The 21,354-nt window shown below is 57.8% G+C and carries 23 protein-coding genes; 13 read left to right on the plus strand and 10 right to left on the minus strand.

Annotation, left to right across the window (positions count from 1 at the left end):
- The first annotated feature begins 12 nt into the window (after nucleotides 1-12).
- Nucleotides 13-720, plus strand: coding sequence for a histidine utilization transcriptional repressor HutC (gene hutC / locus G364_RS0111245; RefSeq protein WP_019935250.1), 708 nt, complete (start codon nucleotides 13-15; stop codon nucleotides 718-720).
- A gap of 341 nt (nucleotides 721-1,061) precedes the next feature.
- On the opposite strand, the gene G364_RS0111250 is transcribed toward hutC, so the two are convergent.
- A complete protein-coding gene (locus G364_RS0111250; RefSeq protein WP_019935251.1) occupies nucleotides 1,062-1,598 on the minus strand; it encodes a YaeQ family protein in 537 nt (178 codons plus the stop codon).
- A gap of 253 nt (nucleotides 1,599-1,851) precedes the next feature.
- On the opposite strand from G364_RS0111250, the gene hutI reads away from it, so the two are divergent.
- The 5 genes from hutI to G364_RS0111275 all read left to right on the plus strand — a co-directional run bounded on the left by hutI (nucleotide 1,852) and on the right by G364_RS0111275 (nucleotide 8,280).
- Entirely contained in the window at nucleotides 1,852-3,057 is a 1,206-nt protein-coding gene (gene hutI / locus G364_RS0111255; RefSeq protein WP_019935252.1) for an imidazolonepropionase, read from the plus strand.
- Between the two features lie 45 nt (nucleotides 3,058-3,102).
- On the plus strand, nucleotides 3,103-4,800 hold the full coding sequence (hutU, locus tag G364_RS0111260) for a urocanate hydratase (protein WP_019935253.1): 1,698 nt from the start codon (nucleotides 3,103-3,105) through the stop codon (nucleotides 4,798-4,800).
- Nucleotides 4,801-4,805: 5 nt separating this feature from the next.
- Nucleotides 4,806-6,338, plus strand: coding sequence for a histidine ammonia-lyase (gene hutH / locus G364_RS0111265; protein ID WP_019935254.1), 1,533 nt, complete (start codon nucleotides 4,806-4,808; stop codon nucleotides 6,336-6,338).
- A 119-nt stretch (nucleotides 6,339-6,457) separates the two neighbouring features.
- Entirely contained in the window at nucleotides 6,458-7,135 is a 678-nt protein-coding gene (locus G364_RS0111270; protein ID WP_019935255.1) for a metal-dependent hydrolase, read from the plus strand.
- A 41-nt stretch (nucleotides 7,136-7,176) separates the two neighbouring features.
- A complete protein-coding gene (locus G364_RS0111275) occupies nucleotides 7,177-8,280 on the plus strand; it encodes a phosphoribosylaminoimidazolesuccinocarboxamide synthase (protein WP_019935256.1) in 1,104 nt (367 codons plus the stop codon).
- 207 nt (nucleotides 8,281-8,487) lie between these two features.
- Here G364_RS0111275 and G364_RS0111285 read toward each other — a convergent pair whose 3' ends face one another.
- The gene (locus G364_RS0111285) at nucleotides 8,488-8,835 is read right to left on the minus strand and encodes a putative quinol monooxygenase (RefSeq protein WP_019935258.1); all 348 of its coding nucleotides are present in this window, start codon (nucleotides 8,833-8,835) and stop codon (nucleotides 8,488-8,490) included.
- A gap of 76 nt (nucleotides 8,836-8,911) precedes the next feature.
- On the minus strand, nucleotides 8,912-9,550 hold the full coding sequence (gene crp, locus G364_RS0111290; protein ID WP_019935259.1) for a cAMP-activated global transcriptional regulator CRP: 639 nt from the start codon (nucleotides 9,548-9,550) through the stop codon (nucleotides 8,912-8,914).
- Between the two features lie 164 nt (nucleotides 9,551-9,714).
- Here crp and G364_RS0111295 point away from each other — a divergent pair, with 164 nt between their 5' ends.
- Both G364_RS0111295 and G364_RS0111300 read left to right on the plus strand, forming a co-directional pair.
- Nucleotides 9,715-10,119: an OsmC family protein gene (locus G364_RS0111295; protein ID WP_019935260.1), complete on the plus strand. Its 405-nt coding sequence runs from the start codon at nucleotides 9,715-9,717 to the stop codon at nucleotides 10,117-10,119.
- A gap of 144 nt (nucleotides 10,120-10,263) precedes the next feature.
- A complete protein-coding gene (locus G364_RS0111300) occupies nucleotides 10,264-11,262 on the plus strand; it encodes a cytochrome-c peroxidase (protein ID WP_019935261.1) in 999 nt (332 codons plus the stop codon).
- Between the two features lie 49 nt (nucleotides 11,263-11,311).
- Here G364_RS0111300 and G364_RS0111305 read toward each other — a convergent pair whose 3' ends face one another.
- Genes G364_RS0111305 through G364_RS0111315 form a run of 3 tightly spaced genes read right to left on the minus strand, consistent with a single transcriptional unit; the run spans nucleotide 11,312 to nucleotide 13,444 of the window.
- On the minus strand, nucleotides 11,312-12,181 hold the full coding sequence (locus G364_RS0111305) for a phosphoribulokinase (RefSeq protein WP_019935262.1): 870 nt from the start codon (nucleotides 12,179-12,181) through the stop codon (nucleotides 11,312-11,314).
- A 58-nt stretch (nucleotides 12,182-12,239) separates the two neighbouring features.
- Nucleotides 12,240-12,464, minus strand: coding sequence for a YheU family protein (locus G364_RS0111310; protein WP_019935263.1), 225 nt, complete (start codon nucleotides 12,462-12,464; stop codon nucleotides 12,240-12,242).
- A complete protein-coding gene (locus G364_RS0111315) occupies nucleotides 12,464-13,444 on the minus strand; it encodes a hydrolase (protein ID WP_019935264.1) in 981 nt (326 codons plus the stop codon). The genes G364_RS0111310 and G364_RS0111315 overlap by 1 nt, the downstream gene beginning before the upstream one ends.
- A 102-nt stretch (nucleotides 13,445-13,546) precedes the next feature.
- On the opposite strand from G364_RS0111315, the gene G364_RS0111320 reads away from it, so the two are divergent.
- The 3 genes from G364_RS0111320 (at nucleotide 13,547) to G364_RS0111330 (ending at nucleotide 16,220) form a co-directional block, all read left to right on the plus strand.
- Complete coding sequence (locus G364_RS0111320; RefSeq protein WP_019935265.1) at nucleotides 13,547-14,134, plus strand: LysE family translocator; 588 nt, start codon at nucleotides 13,547-13,549, stop codon at nucleotides 14,132-14,134.
- 78 nt (nucleotides 14,135-14,212) lie between these two features.
- Nucleotides 14,213-15,316 carry a 1-acyl-sn-glycerol-3-phosphate acyltransferase gene (locus G364_RS0111325; protein ID WP_019935266.1) on the plus strand — a complete coding sequence of 368 codons (1,104 nt, stop codon included), beginning with the start codon at nucleotides 14,213-14,215 and terminating at the stop codon, nucleotides 15,314-15,316.
- A 43-nt stretch (nucleotides 15,317-15,359) separates the two neighbouring features.
- Entirely contained in the window at nucleotides 15,360-16,220 is an 861-nt protein-coding gene (locus G364_RS0111330; protein ID WP_281162944.1) for a LysR substrate-binding domain-containing protein, read from the plus strand.
- A gap of 120 nt (nucleotides 16,221-16,340) precedes the next feature.
- Here the strand turns inward: G364_RS0111330 and G364_RS0111335 are convergent, their stop codons facing one another.
- Genes G364_RS0111335 through G364_RS0111350 form a run of 4 tightly spaced genes read right to left on the minus strand, consistent with a single transcriptional unit; the run spans nucleotide 16,341 to nucleotide 20,226 of the window.
- A complete protein-coding gene (locus G364_RS0111335; RefSeq protein ID WP_019935268.1) occupies nucleotides 16,341-17,183 on the minus strand; it encodes a 23S rRNA (adenine(2030)-N(6))-methyltransferase RlmJ in 843 nt (280 codons plus the stop codon).
- Nucleotides 17,184-17,194: 11 nt separating this feature from the next.
- A complete protein-coding gene (locus tag G364_RS0111340) occupies nucleotides 17,195-17,611 on the minus strand; it encodes a TIGR02444 family protein (RefSeq protein ID WP_019935269.1) in 417 nt (138 codons plus the stop codon).
- Complete coding sequence (locus G364_RS0111345) at nucleotides 17,608-19,506, minus strand: ABC transporter ATP-binding protein (protein ID WP_019935270.1); 1,899 nt, start codon at nucleotides 19,504-19,506, stop codon at nucleotides 17,608-17,610. Before G364_RS0111345 ends, G364_RS0111340 begins: the two co-directional genes overlap by 4 nt.
- A gap of 30 nt (nucleotides 19,507-19,536) precedes the next feature.
- Nucleotides 19,537-20,226, minus strand: coding sequence for an AraC family ligand binding domain-containing protein (locus G364_RS0111350; RefSeq protein ID WP_019935271.1), 690 nt, complete (start codon nucleotides 20,224-20,226; stop codon nucleotides 19,537-19,539).
- A gap of 62 nt (nucleotides 20,227-20,288) precedes the next feature.
- On the opposite strand from G364_RS0111350, the gene G364_RS0111355 reads away from it, so the two are divergent.
- Nucleotides 20,289-20,489, plus strand: a complete 201-nt coding sequence (locus tag G364_RS0111355; RefSeq protein ID WP_019935272.1) for a YheV family putative zinc ribbon protein — start codon at nucleotides 20,289-20,291, stop codon at nucleotides 20,487-20,489.
- A gap of 234 nt (nucleotides 20,490-20,723) precedes the next feature.
- On the plus strand, nucleotides 20,724-21,230 hold the full coding sequence (gene slyD, locus G364_RS0111360; protein ID WP_019935273.1) for a peptidylprolyl isomerase: 507 nt from the start codon (nucleotides 20,724-20,726) through the stop codon (nucleotides 21,228-21,230).
- The last annotated feature ends 124 nt before the right edge of the window (nucleotides 21,231-21,354 follow it).

The following is a 21,354-nucleotide window of genomic DNA, read 5'->3' on the forward strand; positions in this document are numbered from 1 at the left end:
GCAGGAGGCCATGTGACCCCTTCCATTCCCCTTTATCAACAGATCAAGCAGCATATTCTGGCCCGTATCGAGTCGGGGGAATACCGGCTTCATCAGCAAATTCCCCCCGAGCAGGAGCTGGCTGAGCAGTTCAGGGTCAGCCGAATGACTGCTCACAAGGCCATTCGCGACCTGGTGCAGGAAGGCTATCTGATGCGCCGGGCCGGGCTTGGCACCTTTGTCACCGAGCCCAAGGCGGAGTCCCCCCTGGCCGACATCAATAACATCGCCGATGAGGTGCGAAGCCGGGGCCATGAATACGCCAACAACGTGCTGGTGCTCGACAGCCGGCGCGCCGATGAGGAAGTGGCCTTGCAGATGGGCATGCGACTCAATTCAAAGGTGTTTCACTCTGTGCTGGTGCACCTGGAAAACGGCGTGCCCATTCAGGTGGAAGAGCGTTTCGTTAATCCGCAGCTGGCGCCGGGGTATCTGCAGTGTGACTTCAGCAGTCAGACTCCCAACGCCTATTTGATGGCGCAGTGTCCGTTATCGGACATGGAGCATATTGTCGAGGCCCGGCTGGCGCCAGCCAACATCAGTGACTGGCTGCAGATTTCATCACAGCAGCCCTGCCTGCTGGTGACCCGTCGCACCTGGTCACTGAACCAGCTGGTGAGCTTCGCCCGTCTCTGGCATCCGGGCAACCGCTACAAACTGAGATCAACGATGAAGTTATAAGTGCCGTGCTCGCTCGTCGGCCAAAGGGCACTGCTTCTCCGGCACGCCGTGAATACCTCCCTGTAGGCTCCGTCGCGCCATCCCTGGCACGAAGGGCACGGCGAAACAGTACCCTTTGTCCTCCCCAGGCACGCTGAGCTGACTAATAGCTTCTGTTCAGGCCGCGCCGATGTTTCTCGAAGCAGCAGTGGGGATTGCCGGAGCCGACCGTCAAATGTCATGGATGACATTTGCCGAGCGTCCCATGGATGGGCTCGAAGCGTGTCGGCGTAGCGCAACCGCACTGCTGATTCGCGTGACGAATGTTCCAAAAGACAGACTTCCAGCTCTCCGAAGGAGTTTCACCGCCAGCGGGTCAGTTGCAGATCCAGGCTGTGGCTGCCGTCGGTAAGCTGAATTTCCTCTTCCTGCAGGGTGGCGAACAGGTCCATGCTGCGCTGGCACAGCTCCCCCAGTTGCGCCGGCTGGGGCTCGGCCAGATGAAAAATCTCCAGTCTGGGCAATTGGCTCAGCTCCACCTTGTGCTTGTTCCACCATTCCTCGGCGCTGCGGCCGCCATAGCTGTACACCACCACTTGCTCGGCCCGGGACAGGGCCTGCTTGATGCGCTTGACGCTGGGCTCACCCAGCTCCACCCACAGCACAATGCGGCCGTCGGGGGCCTTTTGCCATAGCTCCGGCTCGTCGTCGGTGCTCAGCCCCTTGGTAAAGGACAAGTCTGCATCGGCATGGCGCATAAAGGCCAGCAGCCGCACCATCAGGCGAATGTCGGTTTCGGAAGGATGCTGGGCCACGGTCAGGCTGTGAGCCTCGTAATAGTGGCGGGTCAGATCACTGATATTGATGCGCACCTTGCGCAGGGTGGCGGAAAGGGCCATGAAGGGATTCCGTATAAAAGCGGACATAGTAGCGGCAAGCGGCGCACCGGGCCAGTCTGCGCCGTACTCGACCACGGATTTTTCGGCATGTTATTCAGTCTTATGTATATACAAACACCATGTTCGCCTTTCTCATATGTAAAATAATTGTGTGATCCGGATCCTTTATTCCTACTTTGTCTGATTTTTTGGTTGCCAAGACGGGCATTGTTCTTTTAAATGTATATACAAATAGCGCAGCAAGGAGCCTGTTATGTCAGTACCGGATCGTCTCTGGATCAACGTCACCCTGTTCGACGGCCTCAATACCGCCGCCGAGCCCATGGCAGTGGCGGTGAAAAACGGCCTGATCGAGCGGGTGTGCCCCATGAGCAAGCTGTCGGCCAGTGAGCGTGAGGCCGGTGAGGTGTTCGACGCTGAGTGCAGGCTGCTGACGCCCGGGCTGGTGGACTGCCATACCCATCTGGTGTTTGGCGGCAGCCGCGCCGGCGAATTCGAAGCCCGGCTCGAAGGCCAAAGCTATGAAGCCATCGCCCGCGCCGGCGGCGGCATCCTCAGCACGGTGCGCGCCACCCGCGCGGCCAGCGAGGACGAACTGTTTGCCGCCGCCCTGCCACGCCTGGAGGCACTGATGAGTGAGGGCGTGACCACGGTGGAGATAAAGTCCGGTTACGGCCTGACCGTGGAGGACGAACTGAAAATGCTGCGGGTGGCCCGCCGACTTGGGTGTGAGCGGCCGGTACGGGTGGTCACCACTTTGCTGGGGGCCCATGCTTTGCCGCCGGAATATAAAGACGATGCCGACGGCTATATCGAGCTGGTGTGCCACCGAATGATACCGGCGGCCGCCGCCGAAGGCCTGGCGGATGCGGTAGACGTGTTCTGCGAGGGTATCGGTTTTTCCGTGGCTCAGTGCCAGCGGGTCTATGCCGCTGCCAAGGCCCATGGTCTGGCTATCAAGGGCCATACCGAGCAGCTTTCCAATCTCGGCGGCAGCGCCGCCGCGGCTCACGCCGGGGCGCTGTCGGTGGATCATATCGAATATCTGGACGAAGCCGGCGTGAAGGCGCTGGCCGAGGCCGGCACCGTCGCCACCCTGCTGCCCGGCGCCTTTTACATGCTGCGCGAAACCAAAGTGCCGCCCATTGAACTGCTGCGCCGTTACGGCGTGCCCATGGCCCTGGCCACCGACGCCAACCCCGGCACCTCACCGATTTTCAGCCTGCGGCTGATGCTGAACATGGCCTGCACCCTGTTCCGGCTGACGCCGCTGGAAGCCCTGAGCGGCGTGACTGCTCACGGCGCTCGAGCACTGGGGTTGCATGAACAAACCGGGCGTATTGCCCCCGGCCTGCAGGCAGACCTGTGCCTGTGGAACACCAGTAACCCGGCGGAGCTGGCCTACAGCGTGGGGCTGCCTACTCTGGCCCGGCGCGTATTTGCCGGCAACAGCCACTGAATTGAAACAACCGTACTCATTACGACACTGAAGAGGGAATTTTCCATGACTCAGCACACCCCGTCACAGCAAGATCTGCGTCACGATGCCAGCCGCGTCATCAAGGTGCCTACCGGCGTCAACAAAATCTGCAGAAGCTGGCTCACCGAAGCCGCCTACCGCATGCTGCACAATAACCTGCATCCGGACGTGGCCGAGCGCCCCGAAGATCTGGTGGTGTACGGCGGCATCGGCCGCGCCGCCCGCAACTGGCCCTGTTTTGATCGCATTGCCGAGGTGCTGATCCGTCTGGAAGACGACGAAACCCTGCTGATCCAGTCCGGCAAGCCGGTGGGCGTGTTCAGGACTCACGCCGATGCGCCGCGGGTACTGCTGGCCAACTCCAACCTGGTGCCCCACTGGGCCAACTGGGAGCACTTCAACGAGCTCGATAAAAAGGGCCTGATGATGTACGGCCAGATGACCGCCGGATCCTGGATCTACATCGGCTCACAAGGCATTGTGCAGGGCACCTACGAGACCTTTGTAGCCATGGCCAGGCAGCACTTCAACGGCGACGCCAAGGGCCGCTGGATCCTCACCGGCGGTCTGGGCGGCATGGGCGGTGCCCAGCCCCTGGCGGCCACCATGGCCGGCTTCAGCTGTATTGCGGTGGAATGTGACGAAACCCGCATCGACTTCCGTCTGCGTACCCGTTACGTCGATAAAAAGGCCTATAGCCTGGATGAAGCTCTGGGCATCATCGATGAAGCCAAGAGCAAGGGCGAGGCAGTGTCCGTGGGCCTGCTCGGCAACTGTGCCGACATCTTCCCGGAAATCGTGGCGCGCGGCATCGTACCCGACGTGACCACCGATCAGACCAGTGCCCACGATCCCCTGAACGGCTATCTGCCCAAGGGCTGGACCATGGACTACGCCGCCGAGATGCGCCGCAAGGACGAAGCCGCCGTGGTGGACGCCGCCAAGGAGTCCATGGCCATTCAGGTGCGCGCCATGCTGGCGCTGCAGGAGCGGGGCTCGGCCACTACCGACTACGGCAACAACATTCGCCAGATGGCCAAGGAAAAGGGAGTGGACAACGCCTTTGACTTCCCCGGCTTCGTGCCGGCCTATATTCGCCCGCTGTTCTGCCAGGGCATAGGCCCGTTCCGTTGGGTGGCGCTGTCCGGGGATCCGGAAGATATTTACAAGACCGACGCCAAGGTGAAGGAGCTGATCCCGAATGATCCGCACCTGCACAACTGGCTCGACATGGCCCGGGAGCGCATCAGCTTTCAGGGGCTGCCGGCGCGGATCTGCTGGGTGGGCCTCAAGGATCGCGCCCGTCTCGGCCTGGCCTTTAACGAAATGGTCAAAAACGGCGAGCTCAAGGCGCCCATAGTAATAGGCCGGGATCACCTGGACTCCGGCTCGGTGGCCAGCCCCAACCGGGAAACCGAAGCCATGAAGGACGGCTCCGATGCTGTCTCCGACTGGCCGCTGCTGAACGCCCTGCTGAACACCGCCGGCGGCGCCACCTGGGTATCTCTGCACCACGGTGGTGGCGTGGGCATGGGCTTCAGCCAGCACTCGGGCGTGGTGATCGTCGCCGACGGCACCGACGCCGCCGCCGCCCGCCTGGGCCGCGTGCTGCGCAACGACCCGGGCACCGGCGTGATGCGCCATGCCGATGCCGGCTATGATATTGCCATCGACTGTGCCCGCGAGCAGGGCCTGGACCTGCCCATGGTTAATAAGGACTGAGCACAATGAACACACTGACCATCAACCCCGGAAAAATGACCCTGGCCGAGATGCGCCAGGCCTATCAGCAGCCGGTTACGCTGAGCCTGGACACCAGCACCCATAAGGCCATTCAGGCCTCGGTGGATTGCGTGAATCGCATGGTGGCGGAAGACCGCACCGTGTACGGCATCAACACCGGTTTTGGTCTGCTGGCCAACACCCGCATCAAGCCCGAGGATCTGGAAACTCTGCAGCGCTCCCTGGTACTGTCCCACGCCACCGGCCTGGGTGAACTGGTGAGCGATGAGCTGGTGCGCCTTATCATGGTGCTCAAGATCAACGGTCTGGCCCGGGGCTTTTCCGGTATTCGCCTGGAAGTGCTGGAGGCACTGATGGCGCTGGTCAACCACGAGGTCTACCCCTGCATTCCCGGCAAGGGCTCCGTGGGTGCTTCAGGGGATCTGGCGCCGCTGGCGCACATGAGCTGTGTGCTGCTGGGCGAGGGTCATGCCCGCTATAAGGGGGAGATCATCAGTGCCGGCCAGGCATTGGAGATCGCCGGACTCAAGCCCATGGGACTGGCACCGAAGGAAGGCCTGGCGCTGCTGAATGGCACCCAGGTGTCCACCGCCTTTGCCCTGCGCGGCCTGTTTGAGGCGGAAGACCTGTTCGCCGGGGCCATTGCCGTGGGCGGCCTGACGGTGGAAGCCACCCTGAGCTCACGCCGTCCGTTTGACCCGCGCATTCACGAAGTGCGTGGCCAGCAGGGGCAGATCGATGCCGCCGCCGCCTACCGCCATGTGCTGGGCGAGGCGAGCGAGATTAGCCGCTCTCACGTGAATTGTGCCAAGGTGCAGGATCCGTATTCCCTGCGCTGTCAGCCCCAGGTGATGGGCGCCTGCCTGACCCAGCTGCGTCAGGCCGCCGAGGTATTGTTAATTGAAGGCAACGCCGTGTCCGACAACCCGCTGGTATTTGCCGACGACAACGACGTGATTTCCGGCGGCAACTTCCACGCCGAGCCGGTGGCCATGGCCGCCGACAATCTGGCTCTGGCCATTGCCGAAATCGGATCCTTAAGCGAGCGCCGGGTATCGTTGATGATGGACACCCATATGTCGGGCCTGCCGCCTTTTCTGGTGGAAAACGGCGGGGTCAACTCCGGCTTTATGATTGCTCAGGTGTCGGCAGCAGCTTTGGCCTCCGACAACAAGGCGCTGGCGCACCCGCACTCGGTGGACTCACTGCCCACTTCCGCCAACCAGGAAGACCATGTCTCCATGGCCCCCAACGGCGGTCGCCGGCTGTGGGACATGGCGGAAAACACCCGGGGCGTGCTGGCCATTGAATGGCTGGCGGCCTGTCAGGGGCTGGACTTCCGCGGCGGCATGAAGACCACCGATGCTTTGGAGCAGGCGCGCCGGACCCTACGCGAAACAGTGAGCTATTACGACAAGGACCGCTTCTTTGCGCCGGATATCGAGCAGGCCAACGCCCTGCTCAAGGCCAACGTGCTCAGCCATCTGGTACCGGCGGGGCTGCTGCCGAGCCACTGAGCCGGACAGTTCGGGACGCACTGTTGCACCGTCATGGGGCTGCCTCGGCAGCCCCTGTTTTTTTGTCCAGTAGTCCCATGCTAGACTCGCCTCTTTCTTAGCGCCGGGAAAGGTGGTCGATGGCGAATTTCAGAACTCATATTCAGGTGGCAAGCACCGCCAGCGGTTTGCTGGCCGCCGGTATGGTGTGGGCAGAGGAAGTGACCTTAACTCAGGCTTGTCTGTTGTGGCTGGCGGGCAGTCTGGGCGGTATTTTGCCGGATATGGATTCGGACTCATCCCGCTCTTTGAATATCGTATTCCGGCTGTTTGGTGCCCTGGCAGCGACGCTGGCGTTATTGTTTGGCCAGCAGCATTTGTCGCTGGTTGATACCCTGCTGCTGGGGGCGGTGGGTTATGGCCTGGTACGCTATCCGCTGTGCTGGGTTTTTGCGCATTTCACCGTGCACAGGGCCAGCCTGCATTCGTTGCTGGCCAATGCGGTATTTGGTCTGATGACAGTGGTGGTAGCCGATCGTTTGTTTAGTCAGCCATCAGATATGGCCTGGTTTACCGGCCTGTTTGTGTTTCTTGGTGCCTGCATTCACCTGCTGCTGGACGAGCTGTACAGTATCGATCTGGAAGGGCGACGCATTAAAAAATCCTTTGGTACTGCCTTCAAGCTGATTGAGTGGCCGGCACCGCTGCCCAACCTGCTGTTGCTGGCACTGCTGGCGGGCGCAATCTGGCTGGCACCGGCTCAGCCGGACCTGGGCGGCCTGCTGGTGCGGCTATTGCCGGTTTCTCACATCTGGTAGAATGGCGGCGCTTAATACCCCCCATATACAGGACAACAGTGATGAGCCTCGCAGACAAGGTTTTGGCCGTTAATAATGATCTTCCCATTCGAACCCACCAGCCGGTACACAGCGGTAAGGTGCGCTCCGTTTACTGGCTGACGGAAGAAGACAGCCGCCGGCTGATCCAGGAAAAAGGCTATAAAGTCGCCCCCGATGCGCCGCTGGCGATCATGGTGATCAGCGACCGCATCTCCGCTTTTGATTGCATCTGGCACGGCGAAGAAGGTCTTAACGGCGTACCGGGCAAGGGCGCGGCGCTGAATGCCATCTCCAATCACTGGTTTCGTCTGTTCAAGGAGCAGGGCCTGGCCGACAGCCATATTCTCGACATTCCCCATCCCTTTGTGTGGATAGTGCAAAAGGCCACCCCGGTCAAAATTGAAGCTATCTGCCGTCAGTACATCACCGGATCCATGTGGCGCAGTTATGAAAAAGGTGAGCGGGAGTTTTGCGGTATTCGTCTGCCCGAAGGGCTGAAAAAGGATCAAAAGCTGCCTGAGCTGCTGATGACGCCATCCACCAAGGGCATTCTCAAGGGTATTCCCGGCGTGCCGGAAGCGGACGACGTCAACATCACCCGCCAGAACATTGAAGACAACTTCGCCGCCTTTAATTTCAAAAGCCGGGACGACATCGCCACTTATGAGCGGCTGCTGAAAGAAGGCTTTGAGGTGATAAGCCAAGAGCTGGCGAAAATCGATCAGGTGTTTGTGGATACCAAGTTTGAGTTTGGCTATGTCACCGACGATCAGGGCAACGAAAAGCTGATCTACATGGACGAGGTGGGCACGCCCGATTCATCCCGCATCTGGGATGGACCGGCCTACCGGGAAGGTCGAATTGTGGAAAATTCAAAAGAGGACTTTCGCCAGCTGCTGCTTAAGCATTTTCCCGATCCGGACATTCTGCTCAACAAGGAGCGCATGCCCGAGCGGGAAGCCCTGGCCGAGAACAATGCCCTGCCGGTAGAAGTGCTGATGAACATTTCCCGCACCTATGTGGGCATTGCCGAGAAAATCACCGGCCAGAAGCTGGAGCTCTCCGACAATCCCAAGGCCGATATTATCGCCATTCTGCGCGATCAATACGGCCTGGTGGATTAAGCCCGGCGTCAGTCGGACAAAGGGACGGTTTCACGACACGCTTCAAGCCCCTCCCTGGGGCGCTCGGCAAATGCCATCCATGGCATTTGATCGGTCGTGAAACCGCTCCCTTTACCCTCCTTGCGAGCATTGGCTTGGTAGGTTGGGATGAGCGAAGCGAATCCCAACATTTCTTGCCGTAATGCTGCTGCTTCCTCTTCTGCTCACTCAAAAGCGCGGTGCGTCAAAGTCTTCCGGTTCGTCGGTGTAGATACACACATTGTGCTCGGCCACCAGCCCGTCGGGGCTGACGCAGTGGGCTTCAAAAAACGCCTGAATACCGCTGCGCTGGCAGTGGGCCTCAAAACTGGCCATATCGGCCCAAATCTCGTTAAACACCAATGGAAAGCTGTGGCCACCGGCAAAGGGGCTGTCAACATGACGGGTGACCCGATACTGAATACAGCCGTCTTCACGCAGGGTATCGCTTTCAAGCGCCTGTAACACACGAAACAGCTCCTGCTCCTTGCCCGGTTTGGGTTTGAATGCGGCAATGCAATAAACTCGGCTCGACATCATTTTTCCTTAAGGTTGATATAACCAACAAAAACGCCACCCTGACGGTGGCGTTAATACAAACGGCATAAGTAGATCAGCGGGTACCGAACACCACTATGGTTTTGCCGTGGGCGGTGATCAGATTCTGCTCTTCCAGCATCTTCAGAATACGGCCCACGGTTTCCCGGGAGCAGCCCACAATCTGGCCAATTTCCTGACGGGTGATCTTGATCTGCATACCGTCGGGATGGGTCATGGCGTCGGGCTGACGGGCCAGGCTCAGCAGGGTTTCTGCAATGCGGCCGGTTACGTCCAGGAACGCCAGATCGCCCACCTTCTGGCTGGTGGTCTGCAGCCGGCTGGCCATCTGAGCCGACAGCCGCATCAGAATTTCCGGATTCACCTGGATTAACTGACGAAATTTCTTGTAGGAGATCTCGGCCACTTCGCAGGGAGATTTGGCGCGGACCCAGGCGGTGCGTACCGGGTTGTCTGTGTCTTCAAACAGACCCAGTTCACCGATAAAGTCACCCTGGTTCAGGTAAGAGAGGATCATTTCCTTGCCGTCTTCATCCTTGATCAGCACGGCTACTGAACCCTTAACGATGTAGTAGAGGGTTTCTGCCTTTTCGCCCGCATGGATCAGCGAGCTTTTGGCCGGATACTTGTGAATATGGCAATGTGACAAAAACCATTCCAGGGTCGGGTCACTTTGGGGCTTGCCGATAACCATGAATATACCTCTTGAGACGGGCTGGGCTACAAAGGCTCAGCCTTATACCTAATTGCGTGGGTGAGCGGCTAGCATAAAAGGCTTGGAGACCTTCATCAAGAGCCGCGCCGGTTTTCTACTACTAAAGCAATAGGCTATTATGCCTGTTTTTATAAGGAGATGTTATGAAAGCAAAAGTCAGCTGGTTGCGGGACATGTGCTTTGAAGGCGAATCCGAGTCAGGACATAAAATCATTCTGGACGGCACCAACCCGGGCGAAGGGGCCAGCCCCATGGAACATGTGCTGCTGGGTGCCGGCGGCTGCAGTGCCATTGATGTTGTATCTATTCTGGAAAAAGGACGCCAGGTTATTACCGGGTGTGACGCCGAGCTCAGTGCCGAACGGGCGGAAAATCCCCCCCGAGTATTTACCCGCATTCATCTGCATTTTGTGGTAACCGGTCATGAGCTGTCAGAAAAACAGGTGGCGCGGGCAGTCGAACTGTCGATGGAAAAATACTGTTCCGTGATCAAAATGCTGGAAAAGGCGGTTGAGATTTCTTCTTCCTTTGAAATTAAAGCAGCCTGAGGCTCAGGCTGTATTGAGTATGGAACAGAGTGCTGACTGATCTGGGTCAAATTGAGTCTTTCTGTTTTTGATTATGCTGGGCGAAACCAGAACCATAACAACAGTCTCGTGGCTGTCATTCGCCCATCATCAGAAGGAAGCAACATGAAAATGACACTGACCAGTCTGGCCGTCGGTCTGCTGTTGGCAGGCCCGGCGGTTTATGCTCAGGGACCACGCAATGAGCCGGTGCAGCCAATACCGGCTGCTGAGGTAAGCGATGCAGCCATGGCGGAACTGGGAAAAAAGCTGTTCTTTGATCCTCGCCTGTCCCGTTCGGGTTTTATTTCCTGCAACTCCTGCCATAACCTGTCGATGGGAGGAACCGATAATCTTAAAACGTCCATTGGCCATAACTGGCAACAAGGGCCGATCAACTCACCTACGGTACTGAACTCCAGTCTCAACCTGGCTCAGTTCTGGGACGGTCGTGCCGCGGATCTCAAGGAACAGGCAGGCGGGCCCATCGCTAATCCGGGTGAAATGGCGTTTACTCATGAGCTGGCCATCGGAGTGCTGCAGTCCATTCCCGGTTATGTTTCCGAATTTGAGACGGTGTTTGGTCAGTCCGAGCTGGATATCGATATGGTCACCGACGCCATTGCCGCTTTTGAGGAAACCCTGGTGACTCCTGACTCGCCGTTTGATCAGTGGCTGAAGGGAGATGATAACGCCCTGAGCGCTCAAGCCCTGGCCGGTTATCAGTTGTTCAAGCAAAGTGGCTGTGTGGCCTGTCATAACGGCCCCAATCTGGGCGGCACGTCTTTTCAGAAAATGGGGGTGGTGGAGCCCTATCAGTCCGACTCTGATGCCATTGGCCGTGCTGCCGTTACCGGTAAGGATGCTGATCGTTTTACCTTTAAGGTGCCGACCTTGCGTAATGTGGAGCTGACCTATCCCTATTTTCATGACGGCGAGGCAGCGACACTGGAAGAGGCGGTAGATATTATGGGGCGGTTACAGCTGGGCCGGGTTTACTCGAATCAGGAAGTCAGCCAGATAGTGGCGTTTCTGAAATCATTGACCGGTGAGCAGCCCCGTTTCGAGCTGCCGATATTACCGCCGTCTACTAACCAAACGCCTGCACCCGAGCCCTTTGGCTAACAGCTGACATGCTTCTTTTCAGGCCCGGCCATGCCGGGCCTGTTTGTATTCAGCGGATTTTTCCGGTTTCCAGCAACTGCTCCAGCATGGGACGCAAAATCAGCTCCATGGCAAAGCCCATTTTACCGCCGGGCACCACTATGGTGTTGCGCCGGGACATAAAAGCGCCGTCGATCATGGCCAGCAAGTAGGGAAAGTCGACGTTTTTGATACCACGAAAACGAATCACCACCATGCTTTCATCCAGGCTGGGGATTACTTTAGCGCTGAACGGATTGGACGTATCTACCGTGGGTACTCGCTGAAAATTGATATGAGTACGGGAAAACTGCGGCGTAATAAAGTTGATGTAGTCTTCCATGGAGCGGACGATGGAGTCGGTGACTGCTTCCCGGGAGTGGCCGCGCTCAGCGGTGTCACGGATTAGCTTTTGAATCCACTCCAGGTTAACAATGGGTACCATGCCCACCAGCAGGTCGACATGTTGGGCCACGTTGTGCTCGCCGGTGACCACACCGCCGTGCAGGCCTTCATAAAACAGCAGGTTAGTATCGTCGGGCAGCTGTTGCCAGGGAGTAAAGGTACCCGGCATCTGGTTAAAGGGCACGGCTTCATCAAAAGTATGCAGGTAGCGTCGGAACTGACCGGTGCCGGTATCGCCATATTCCTTGAAAAACTGCTCCAGCAGCTCAAAGTCGTTGGCCTCGGGGCCAAAATAGCTGATATGCCGGCCCTGCTCTCTGGCCCGGCGAATGGCAACATCCATTTCCGGCCGGGTATAGCGGTGAAAGCTGTCACCTTCAAGCATGGCGGCTTTCACACCCAGCTGGGCAAACATGGACTGAAACACTTCAGTAGAGGTCGATGTGCCGGCACCCGAAGAGCCGGTCACCGCTATAATGGGGTGCTTGGCAGACATGACAAACCCTTAAATTGATGAAACCGACAGTGTTTATACGCAGTGCTCAGGGCCAAGGTCAAGGTTTGTGAGCGAAACGCTGTGCCGGCACTATGTTCACGGTTTCATGCAACTCACTATAAACAATGACCGCATCACCCCGCTCAAGTTGTTGTTTTACTTCTAATACTTTTTGTCCGAGCGAGATATCCTGCTCGCCATACTCTGTGCCTTCCTGCAGTACAAAGTGTTCAATCAAATTCTTGAGCGTGTCGTCGGACAAATCGCGATGGGAGATAATCATCAATCGTGATCCTGAGTGAAAAGTAAGTGTTGCTGCAGCCAGCCGGGTATCCGGTGCTCCAGCCAGTAACGTGGCCGCCAGGGAGCGCCGTGCATAAAGCCCACATGGCCACCATGACGGCTGAGCTCATAGGTAATGGCCGGAGGCAGGGCGTCTGCTTCCGGTATTACTGCATCTGTCATAAAGGGATCGTCGGCGGCATGCAGCACCAGCGTAGGCGTGATGATATCAGCCAGCCGTGGCAGACCGGAGCAGCGCCGGTAATAGTCATCCGCATCGTTAAAACCATGAATGGGGGCGGTCAGGCGGTTATCAAACTCCCGCAGGCTGGCAATGGCGTTAATGTCGGTGTCAATACCGGCATGGCGATGACGGGCCAGTTTTCGCTGCCAGTTAAGCTTCATACGATCGAGCAGATAGCGCTGATATACTCGGGAGAATCCGCGGTTAATGCGATCGGCACAGGCCGCCAGCTGCAGAGGGGCCGATACCACCACCGCTGCACACAGCGGATTCCGGTGATATTTAGCCAGATAATTTACCAGCATATTGCCCCCCAGAGAATAACCGATAGCCGCCATGACTCTGCCCGGAAAGCGCTGGCGCAGTGTGCTGAGCACAAAGGCTGCGTCTTCTGTTTCACCGGAGTGATAGGCTCGCAACAGCCGGTTGGGCTCGCCACTACAACCGCGAAAATGCATTAATACCGGCTGCCAGCCCTGATGGTGTAAGGCTGCCATCATGCCCTGTACATAATGAGACTGCACATCGCCTTCCAGGCCATGAAACAGCACTATCAGAGGGCGGGCTTCATCTTGCAGCGGCATGGCCCAGGCCAGATCTATAAAGTCACCGTCGGGTAAGTCAAGCCGCTCGTTTTGGTAGTGCTGGCGCTGACGGTGCAGATAACGGGCAAGAATGGTTTGCAGATGAGCATTACGCGCCCACCAGGATGGCTGAAACCGGCTTGGATGGATCATGGCAATGAGCTCAGAGGGAACAATGCACCTAAAATACTGGGCGCAGACGCTAAAATCGAGTAAAACAACGCTCTCACCGAACACATTACTGGTAACCCTGTCATGGATATCTCTCTGCTGGGGCCGGTGGCAGGTTTTGCGCTTGCTGCCTGTGGTACACCCGGCCCCAATAATATGTTACTGGCCAGCTCCGGCACTCATAATGGTTACCGGTCGTCACTCAAACTGTTGCTGGGTATCATGCTGGGGCTGCAGCTGCTGCTGCTGTTCACCGCGCTTGGGCTGGGCCGGTTGTTTGAGCTGTGGCCGGCGCTGCAATGGGGCCTTAAAATTGCCGGCAGTGGTTACTTGTTGTGGCTGGCCTGGCGCATTGCCGTGGCCCCGCCACCGAACAGTCATGAATCCGGTATGCGCTGGTATCAGGGTGCCCTTTTTCAGTTTCTGAACCCCAAATCCTGGTTAATGGCCATTTCTGCCATCAGCGGGTTTACCCTGGCAGGTGAACAATACTGGCCTTCGGCCTGGACGGTGCTGGGAGTGTTTTTAATGTGCGGCATCGTCACTGGTCACTTATGGACCTTGATAGGAATGCGGGTACGGCGCTGGCTGCACACTGATGTTCACTGGCGGCGGTTTAATAGTGTTATGGGAGCGCTGACGGCGGCCTGTGTGGTGATGATCTGGTACTGAATTTGCCCTTAACCGTTATCCTTTGAGCGCAAAGGGTGTAAAATCTGGCCGGTTTTTTGTCTTCGATTCTGGGCTTTCATGGTTTCTGACACAGATTTATTTAAAGATATTCGTCCTTATAATGATGACGAGGTGGCTGGCGCTATTGCCCGGCTGATTGCAGACGACGAGTTTATCGGTGCCATTGCCCGCTATCGCTATGGTGGTTTGTCCCGCATAGGCGGTGGCTTGGTCAAGGGACTGATTCGCCTTTACCTGACCTGGCGCTGGCGTCGGGTCACCAGTGTGCATCAGGTGCAGCTGGAGGTAGCCCGTTTTATGGAAAAAATGATAGCGGGCACCACTCAGGGCGTCAGCTATTCCGGGCTGGAGCATCTGGACCCGAATACCGGCTATCTGTTTATCTCCAATCACAGAGATATCGCCATGGATCCGGCCTTTGTCAACTGGGGCCTGTATACCCATCAGCTGAATACGGTGCGCATTGCCATTGGCGATAACCTGCTGCGCAAGCCCTGCGCCACCGAACTGATGAAGCTCAACAAGAGCTTTATCGTCAAGCGCTCCGCCAAGGGGCCGCGGGAGATGATGAAGGCGTTCAGCGAGCTCTCTGCCTACCTGCGTCATTCTCTTGATGAACAGCACTCTATCTGGATTGCTCAGAAGGAAGGGCGGGCCAAGGACGGTAATGACAAAACGGATCCGGCCATTCTTAAAATGTTCTATATGGAAGGGAAAAAGCAGAAAATTCCCTTTAACGACTACATTAGCAGCCTGAACCTGGTACCTGTCTCCATATCGTATGAATATGACCCCGGTGATGTAGCCAAAGCCCGGGAGCTGCACGCCAAGGAAACGGCCGGTGCTTATGAAAAAAGCGAATTCGAAGATATTCAAAGCATAGTGCAGGGCATTACCGGCCATAAAGGTCGGGTTCATGTGGCTTTTGGCAAGCCGCTGAACACAGACGCAGATAATGCTGATGAGCTGGCCCGCGAGATAGATCAGGAAATACACGCCAACTACCATTTGTTTCCCAGCAATTTACTGGCAGCCGGCCAGACAGTGGGAGTAAATGACGCCGAGCGACGAGCCTTTGACGCACACATGAGCCAGGTACCTGCCGAGCTGCGCGAGCGGGTGCTGGCCATGTATGCCAGGCCGGTACTGAACAAGGGCTGACGCGCTGAACCCCCGGCTTGTTACTGCCAACCGGCTGAGCGGGCTGCGGGTATTTGCCGTGGCTGCCCGCCATGGTAGTTATTCCGCTGCTGCTGACGAGCTCTGTGTGACTCAGGCGGCAGTCAGTCAGCAGATCCGCAATCTTGAATCTTCCCTTGGTTGCCGGCTGTTTGTGCGTAAGGGGGCTGGCATGGTGCTTACTTATGAAGGCCGCACTTTACTCCCTTTTGCCGAGCAAGGGCTGGCAACGCTTGAACAAGGTCTGAATCAATTGCTGTCACCTGCTGCCGGCCCGCTGCAGCTTAGTGTGTTGCCTTCTTTCGCGGCGCGCTGGCTGATGCCAAGATTATGGCGCTTTACCGAACTTCACCCTCATCTTGAGCTGCGGCTGCAGCCCAGTCAGCAACTGGCCGACTTTGCCGCTGGCGAAGCGGATCTGGCCATTCGCTATGGCGAAGGTAATTATACTGGCCTGCACAGTGACTGGCTGATGAGTGATACTGCCTTTCCGGTGTGCGCGCCGGCGCTGGCGGCACAGCTACAGCGGGTAGAAGACCTGATCAGGCTGCCGCTGGTGGCGGGCCCGGAATACGCCGGAGTAAGCTGGGCCAACTGGCTGGCCCTGAGCGGTAATGAGCACATATTGCCCCACTGCCGCCAGCTTACTGTGGGTGATGGTAATCTGGGGCTGGAGATGGTGCTGGCAGGGCAGGGCGTGGCGCTCAGCCGCTCTGTGCTGGTGGCCGACTTGCTGCGCGAGGGCAGGCTGTGCCGTCCCTTTTCCACCGAGCTGACACCCCAACACCGCTACTATCTGGTGTGGCGTCCCGACTCTTCACGCCTGAACGACATTGCTCTGGTGCGGGACTGGCTGAAGCAGGAAGCGCTTCAAGATCGGGAATAGGGATTGGGGAGCAGGGAGTGGAACAGACGCCTCGGGCAAGCGAGGCAGTAGCAGGGATTGCCGGAGCCGGCCCTGCTACTGCATCGCGTTACAGAAAGGGAGAAAAAACGGCAGGCGTCGTCAGCCCTTCAGCCATTCCAGGGTAAAGCCGGCCTGCTCGTCCTGAGCCAGGGTCTGGCTTAAGGAGGGCAGCAGTTCGGCAAGCTTTTCATCCAGCTTCCAGGGCGGGTTCAGTACTATCATGCCGGAGCCATGCATGCCAAAGTCGTCGGCCTGGCCCTGCACACTCAGCTCGGCGCACAGCACTTGCTCAAAGCCGAGCTGTGCCAGTGCCTGTTTCAACCCTTCACTGCGATCCACGGCCCTGGCCAGCAGCGGATACCAGACCGCGTAAATGCCGATGGGCCAGCGCTTGCGGGCCTTTTGCAGGGTGCCGGCTACCCGCTGATAATCTTCCTTCAGCTCATAGGGCGGATCAATCAATACCAGACCGCGCTTGGGCGTGGGCGGCAACAGGCCGACCAGCCCTTCAAAGCCGTCTCTGTGATGAATGGCCACGCCGTCGCCGCTCAGATTCTGGCGCAGCAGCTCTACTTCGTTGTGATGCAGCTCCATCAGGTTGAGCCTGTCCTGGGGGCGCTGAAAGTGCGCCGCCAGCAGGGGTGAGCCGGGATAATGCTCCAGCGCATCGCCGGCATTGATGGCGCGAATGGCATTGAAATAGCCGGAAAGTTGCGGCCATTTCTCCTGTTCGTTCCAGAGCCTGGCAATGCCGCCCTGATACTCGGCCTTTTTCTGAGTCCATTCGTGGCTCAGGGTATAGCCGCCGGCACCGGAGTGAGTGTCGATATAGCTGTAGCCCTTGTCCTTGGCGCACAGCGATTCAAGAATAAAAGCCTGCACCGCGTGTTTGAGTACATCGGCATGATTGCCGGCGTGAAAGGCATGACGATAACTAAGCATAAAAGTCTCTCTTAACCGGCAAGTTTAAGCTGCCACAGGTGAGCATTATCCACCTGTAACGTATTGAGGTAAGCAAGCAGGGCACCGCTGCCCGGCACGGCTGTCAGCACAGTGAGCAGCTCTTCCTGCTGCCAGCGCTCCAGCTCCAGCTCGTGCTGCAACAGCTGAGCATAGTCGTCGGCACCGAGTTCAGGCTTCAGCCGCCGGCGCAGACTCCGCCAGTGGGCAAACATGCCCCGCCGGCTTTCAAGCAGCGGCATAAAAGGCGCAAGTTCTGTGGTCTGCCCTTGCTCTTCCAGCAGCAGTAATAACAGCAGCAGATTTACATTGGCACCATAATCATCCTGCAGCTCCAGACAGGCGGCAGCTACACCGGGGCGGCTGTAATGCTGTTCACTGAATTTCCACAGCTCATCGGCGTTAATCATGGCTGCTCCAGATCTTCCAGCTGCTCCTGCAGCGTCAGCCACTCTATTTCTGCCTCGGCCAGCTGTTGTTGCAGCGGGCTCTGATCTTTCAGCAGCTGCTGCAACCGGGCCTTGTGCTCGGCAGCGTAAATATCGGGGTCGGCCAGCTGCTGCTCTATAGCCGCCAGTTGCAGCTGGCAGCGCTCCATGTCTTTTTCCAGTTTGGTAATGGCCTTGCGCAGGGGCTGAGTCTGATGACGCAGCTCAGCCTGACGCCGCTTTTCAGCTTTGCGGGCCTGGGCCGAGTTGTCACCGGCGGTGCTGCTCTGAGCCGGTTGCTCGGCTTTATCCTGCTCGGTAAGCCACTGGTAATAATCATCAAGGTCGCCGTCAAACGGCTCAACCTTGCCGGCATCCACCAGATAGAATTCGTCGGTAGTGGCGCGCAGCAGGTGGCGGTCGTGAGACACGATGACCATGGCCCCTTCAAAGGCCTGCAGCGCCAGGGTGAGGGCCTCGCGCATGTCCAGATCCAGGTGGTTGGTGGGTTCATCGAGCAGCAGCAGATTAGGCTTCTGATAGACGATCAGCGCCAGCACCAGCCGGGCCTTTTCACCGCCGGAAAAGGGACCTACCGGCTCTTTGACCTTGTCGCCATGAAAGTCAAAGCCGCCCAGGTAGTCGCGCAGGCTCTGCTCGGTGGCGTTGGGATCGAGCCGTGCCAGGTGAGTCAGTGCCGACTCCTGCGGATGCAGACTTTCCAGCTGATGCTGGGCAAAGTAGCCCAGCGCCACGCCTTTGCTGGCTTCCAGCTTGCCGTGCAGGGGCGTCAGCTCACCCGCCAGCAACTTGATAAAAGTGGATTTGCCGGCACCGTTGCGCCCCAGCAGACCGATGCGCGAACCGGGTACCAGGTTGAGCTTGATATTGGACAGAATTTCCTTGTTGCCATAACCGGCCGCCAGTTTTTCCATGGCAATCAGCGGCACCGGCAGGCTGGCCGGCGGGCGAAAACTAAAGCTGAACGGGGAGTCGATATGAGCAGGCAGAATGCGCTCCATCTTTTCCATGGCCTTGAGCCGGCTCTGGGCCTGTTTGGCCTTGCTGGCCTTGTAGCGAAAGCGGTCCACGTAGCTTTGCATATGGCTGAGCGCTTTCTGCTGCTTTTCAAACATCGATTGTTGTAATGCCAGCTGTTCGGCTCGCATGCGCTCAAAATCGGAGTAATTGCCGGTATATTCGTTCAGCTGGCTGTTTTCGATATGAATAATGCGGTTGACCACGGCATCGAGAAAGTCGCGGTCGTGGGAAATCAATATCAGAGTACCGTCATAGCTTTTCAGCCAGCGTTCCAGCCAGATCACCGCGTCCAGATCCAGGTGGTTGGTGGGTTCATCCAGCAGCAGCAAGTCGGAGCGGCAGATCAGCGCCTGGGCAAGGTTAAGGCGCATGCGCCAGCCACCGGAGAAATCACTGACCGGACGGGCGTGAGCCTCGTTGGCAAAGCCCAGGCCATGCAGCAGGGCGGCAGCGCGGGCGTGAATATGGTAACCGCCGTGGGTCTCAAGCCGGCCATGCAGCTCGGCAATGGCCATACCATTGTGGCTGGCTTCGGCGGCTTCCAGCTCCCGGCACAGGCGACGATATTGCTGATCGCCATCAATCACATAGTCGAGGGCGGAGCAGTCCAGCGCCGGGGTCTCCTGAGCCACACTGGCCAGCTGCCAGTCGGCGGGCAGGGCAAATTGGCCGCTGTCCACGCTCAGCTCGCCTTTGAGCAGAGCAAACAGGGTAGACTTGCCGCAACCGTTTTTACCCACCAGGCCGACTTTCTGGCCGCCGTGAATGGTGGCAGTGGCGTCTTTCAGCAGGGGGCGGCCGCCCCGGAGCAATTCAATCTGGCTGAGGGTGATCATAGAAACCCGAAGTTGTGCAAAAGCGGTATTCTAGCTGTTTTTGCCCCGGCTATGACAGGGGCTGCCCAGCCAGTGCCGGCAATCCTGCTCAAACTGGGGGAAAGAAGCAAAGCCGTGAGCTTTGGCCAGGGCATCCGGATCTGCCGCCTTGGGCAACTCCCGCAGCATCTGCAGCAGGGCATACTGGCGCTGCCAGTTGCCGGCATCGCAGCCAAACAGGGCCCTGAAGTCTTCTTGCTCGTTATCGGCAAGGGTAAATCCTGCCGGATTGGCAGCCACGCGGGCAGGTAACTCAGCCATCGCCTCAAAAGGCAGTAATTGTTGTGCCGGCAGCTCATCATGCAAAGCGCGGCACAGCCGGCCATAAGGTCCCTGCCAGGTCTGTTCGCCCTGCCAGCGGGCCAGCTTGCCGGTAATGGCAGCCAACAGCTCAGTGGGATAAAAGCGGCCGGCCTGCTGCGGCTGAGTCAGCCGGCAGGACAGTTCAATGCGGCTGACCCGGCTGCCTGCTAGGGCGTGCCAGGCAAACAGGGTGTCAGCGGGCAGAAAAGCGCCTTCACCCCTGGTCAGCGGAACGTGCTGGCGGCCAAGCTGCAGCAGGCCCGAGCCTTTATGCACCAGCAGCAGCACACCTTTAATATGGCGGCGGCGTTTGCCCGGGGTTAAGTGAGGCAGATCGAAAAGCTGATGATGAATACTGTAATGGGCGCTTGCGGTCATTGTGATTGGTTCGTTTTTGGCGGAAAATTTTCATCATGATAAATGGTACAGGATCCCCTTTCATGGAAACCCGTCGCAGAAAGCGGTTTATAGCCGGTGCCGTCTGCCCAGAGTGTCAGTCAGCAGATACCATGATGCTGTATATGGAGCATGGTGTCGAGAAGGTCGAGTGTGTGCAATGTGGTCACCGTAAAAGTCAGGCAGATGAAAACACCGAATCTGCTGCCGGCGGTGAGGTTATTGGTATTTTTCGCCCGGAATAATTGAATATTCCACAGTTTTTGTGTGCTTTTCGTGCGTTTGGCTTGTGACCGCTTGGTATGGAAGTGCCTTTCAGGCTAGACTGCTCTTGGCAGAGCGCAAGTTTCATTCCCTGTGTTTCCTTGAATTCTGCCGCCAATGGCCCCTCGGGGCCATTTTCTGTTTATGGCCTTCATTTCATCCCGCCGGCCCATCATGTATTCTATTCAGTACCATTTACAGGCAGGGTTAATCCCATGAAAGTATCCGATAACGCAGTGGTTACACTGGACTTTACTGTCAGCAACGCCGATGGCGAAGTGCTGGACACCACCGATAACAAACAGCCGCTGGAATATCTGCACGGCACCGGTTTTCTGGTCAGCGGACTGGAAACCCAGCTTGCCGGCAAAGCCGCTGGTGACGAATTTGATGTAACTCTGACCCCGGATCAGGCTTACGGCGATTATGACGACACTCTGGTGCAGTCTGTGCCCGGCGAGCTGTTTGACGGCATGGAAGTGTCTGAAGGCGACACTTTTGTGGCCGAGACCGATGACGGTCAGCGTCCGGTGACCATTCTGGAAGTGGCCGAAGAATATGTGAAAGTGGATGGCAACCATCCGCTGGCAGGCATGACACTGTGCTTCAAGGGCGTGGTACGCAAGGTGCGTGAAGCCACCGAAGAAGAGCTGGCCCACGGCCATGTGCATGGTGAGCACGATCATGACCACAGCGGCGGCTGCTGCGATCATCACCATTAAGAGTAATGGCAATAAAAAAGGCGCTGCGGCGCCTTTTTTGTATCGTCTGTAGAGCCGTGCACGGCGAAGCAGCAGCGCGGTTACACTACGCCGACACGCTTCAGGTACATCCAGGTAACGGCTT

Origin of the sequence: Oceanimonas smirnovii ATCC BAA-899 (genome assembly GCF_000381965.1) — a bacterium.
In the GTDB taxonomy this organism is placed as follows: Bacteria; Pseudomonadota; Gammaproteobacteria; order Enterobacterales; family Aeromonadaceae; genus Oceanimonas; species Oceanimonas smirnovii.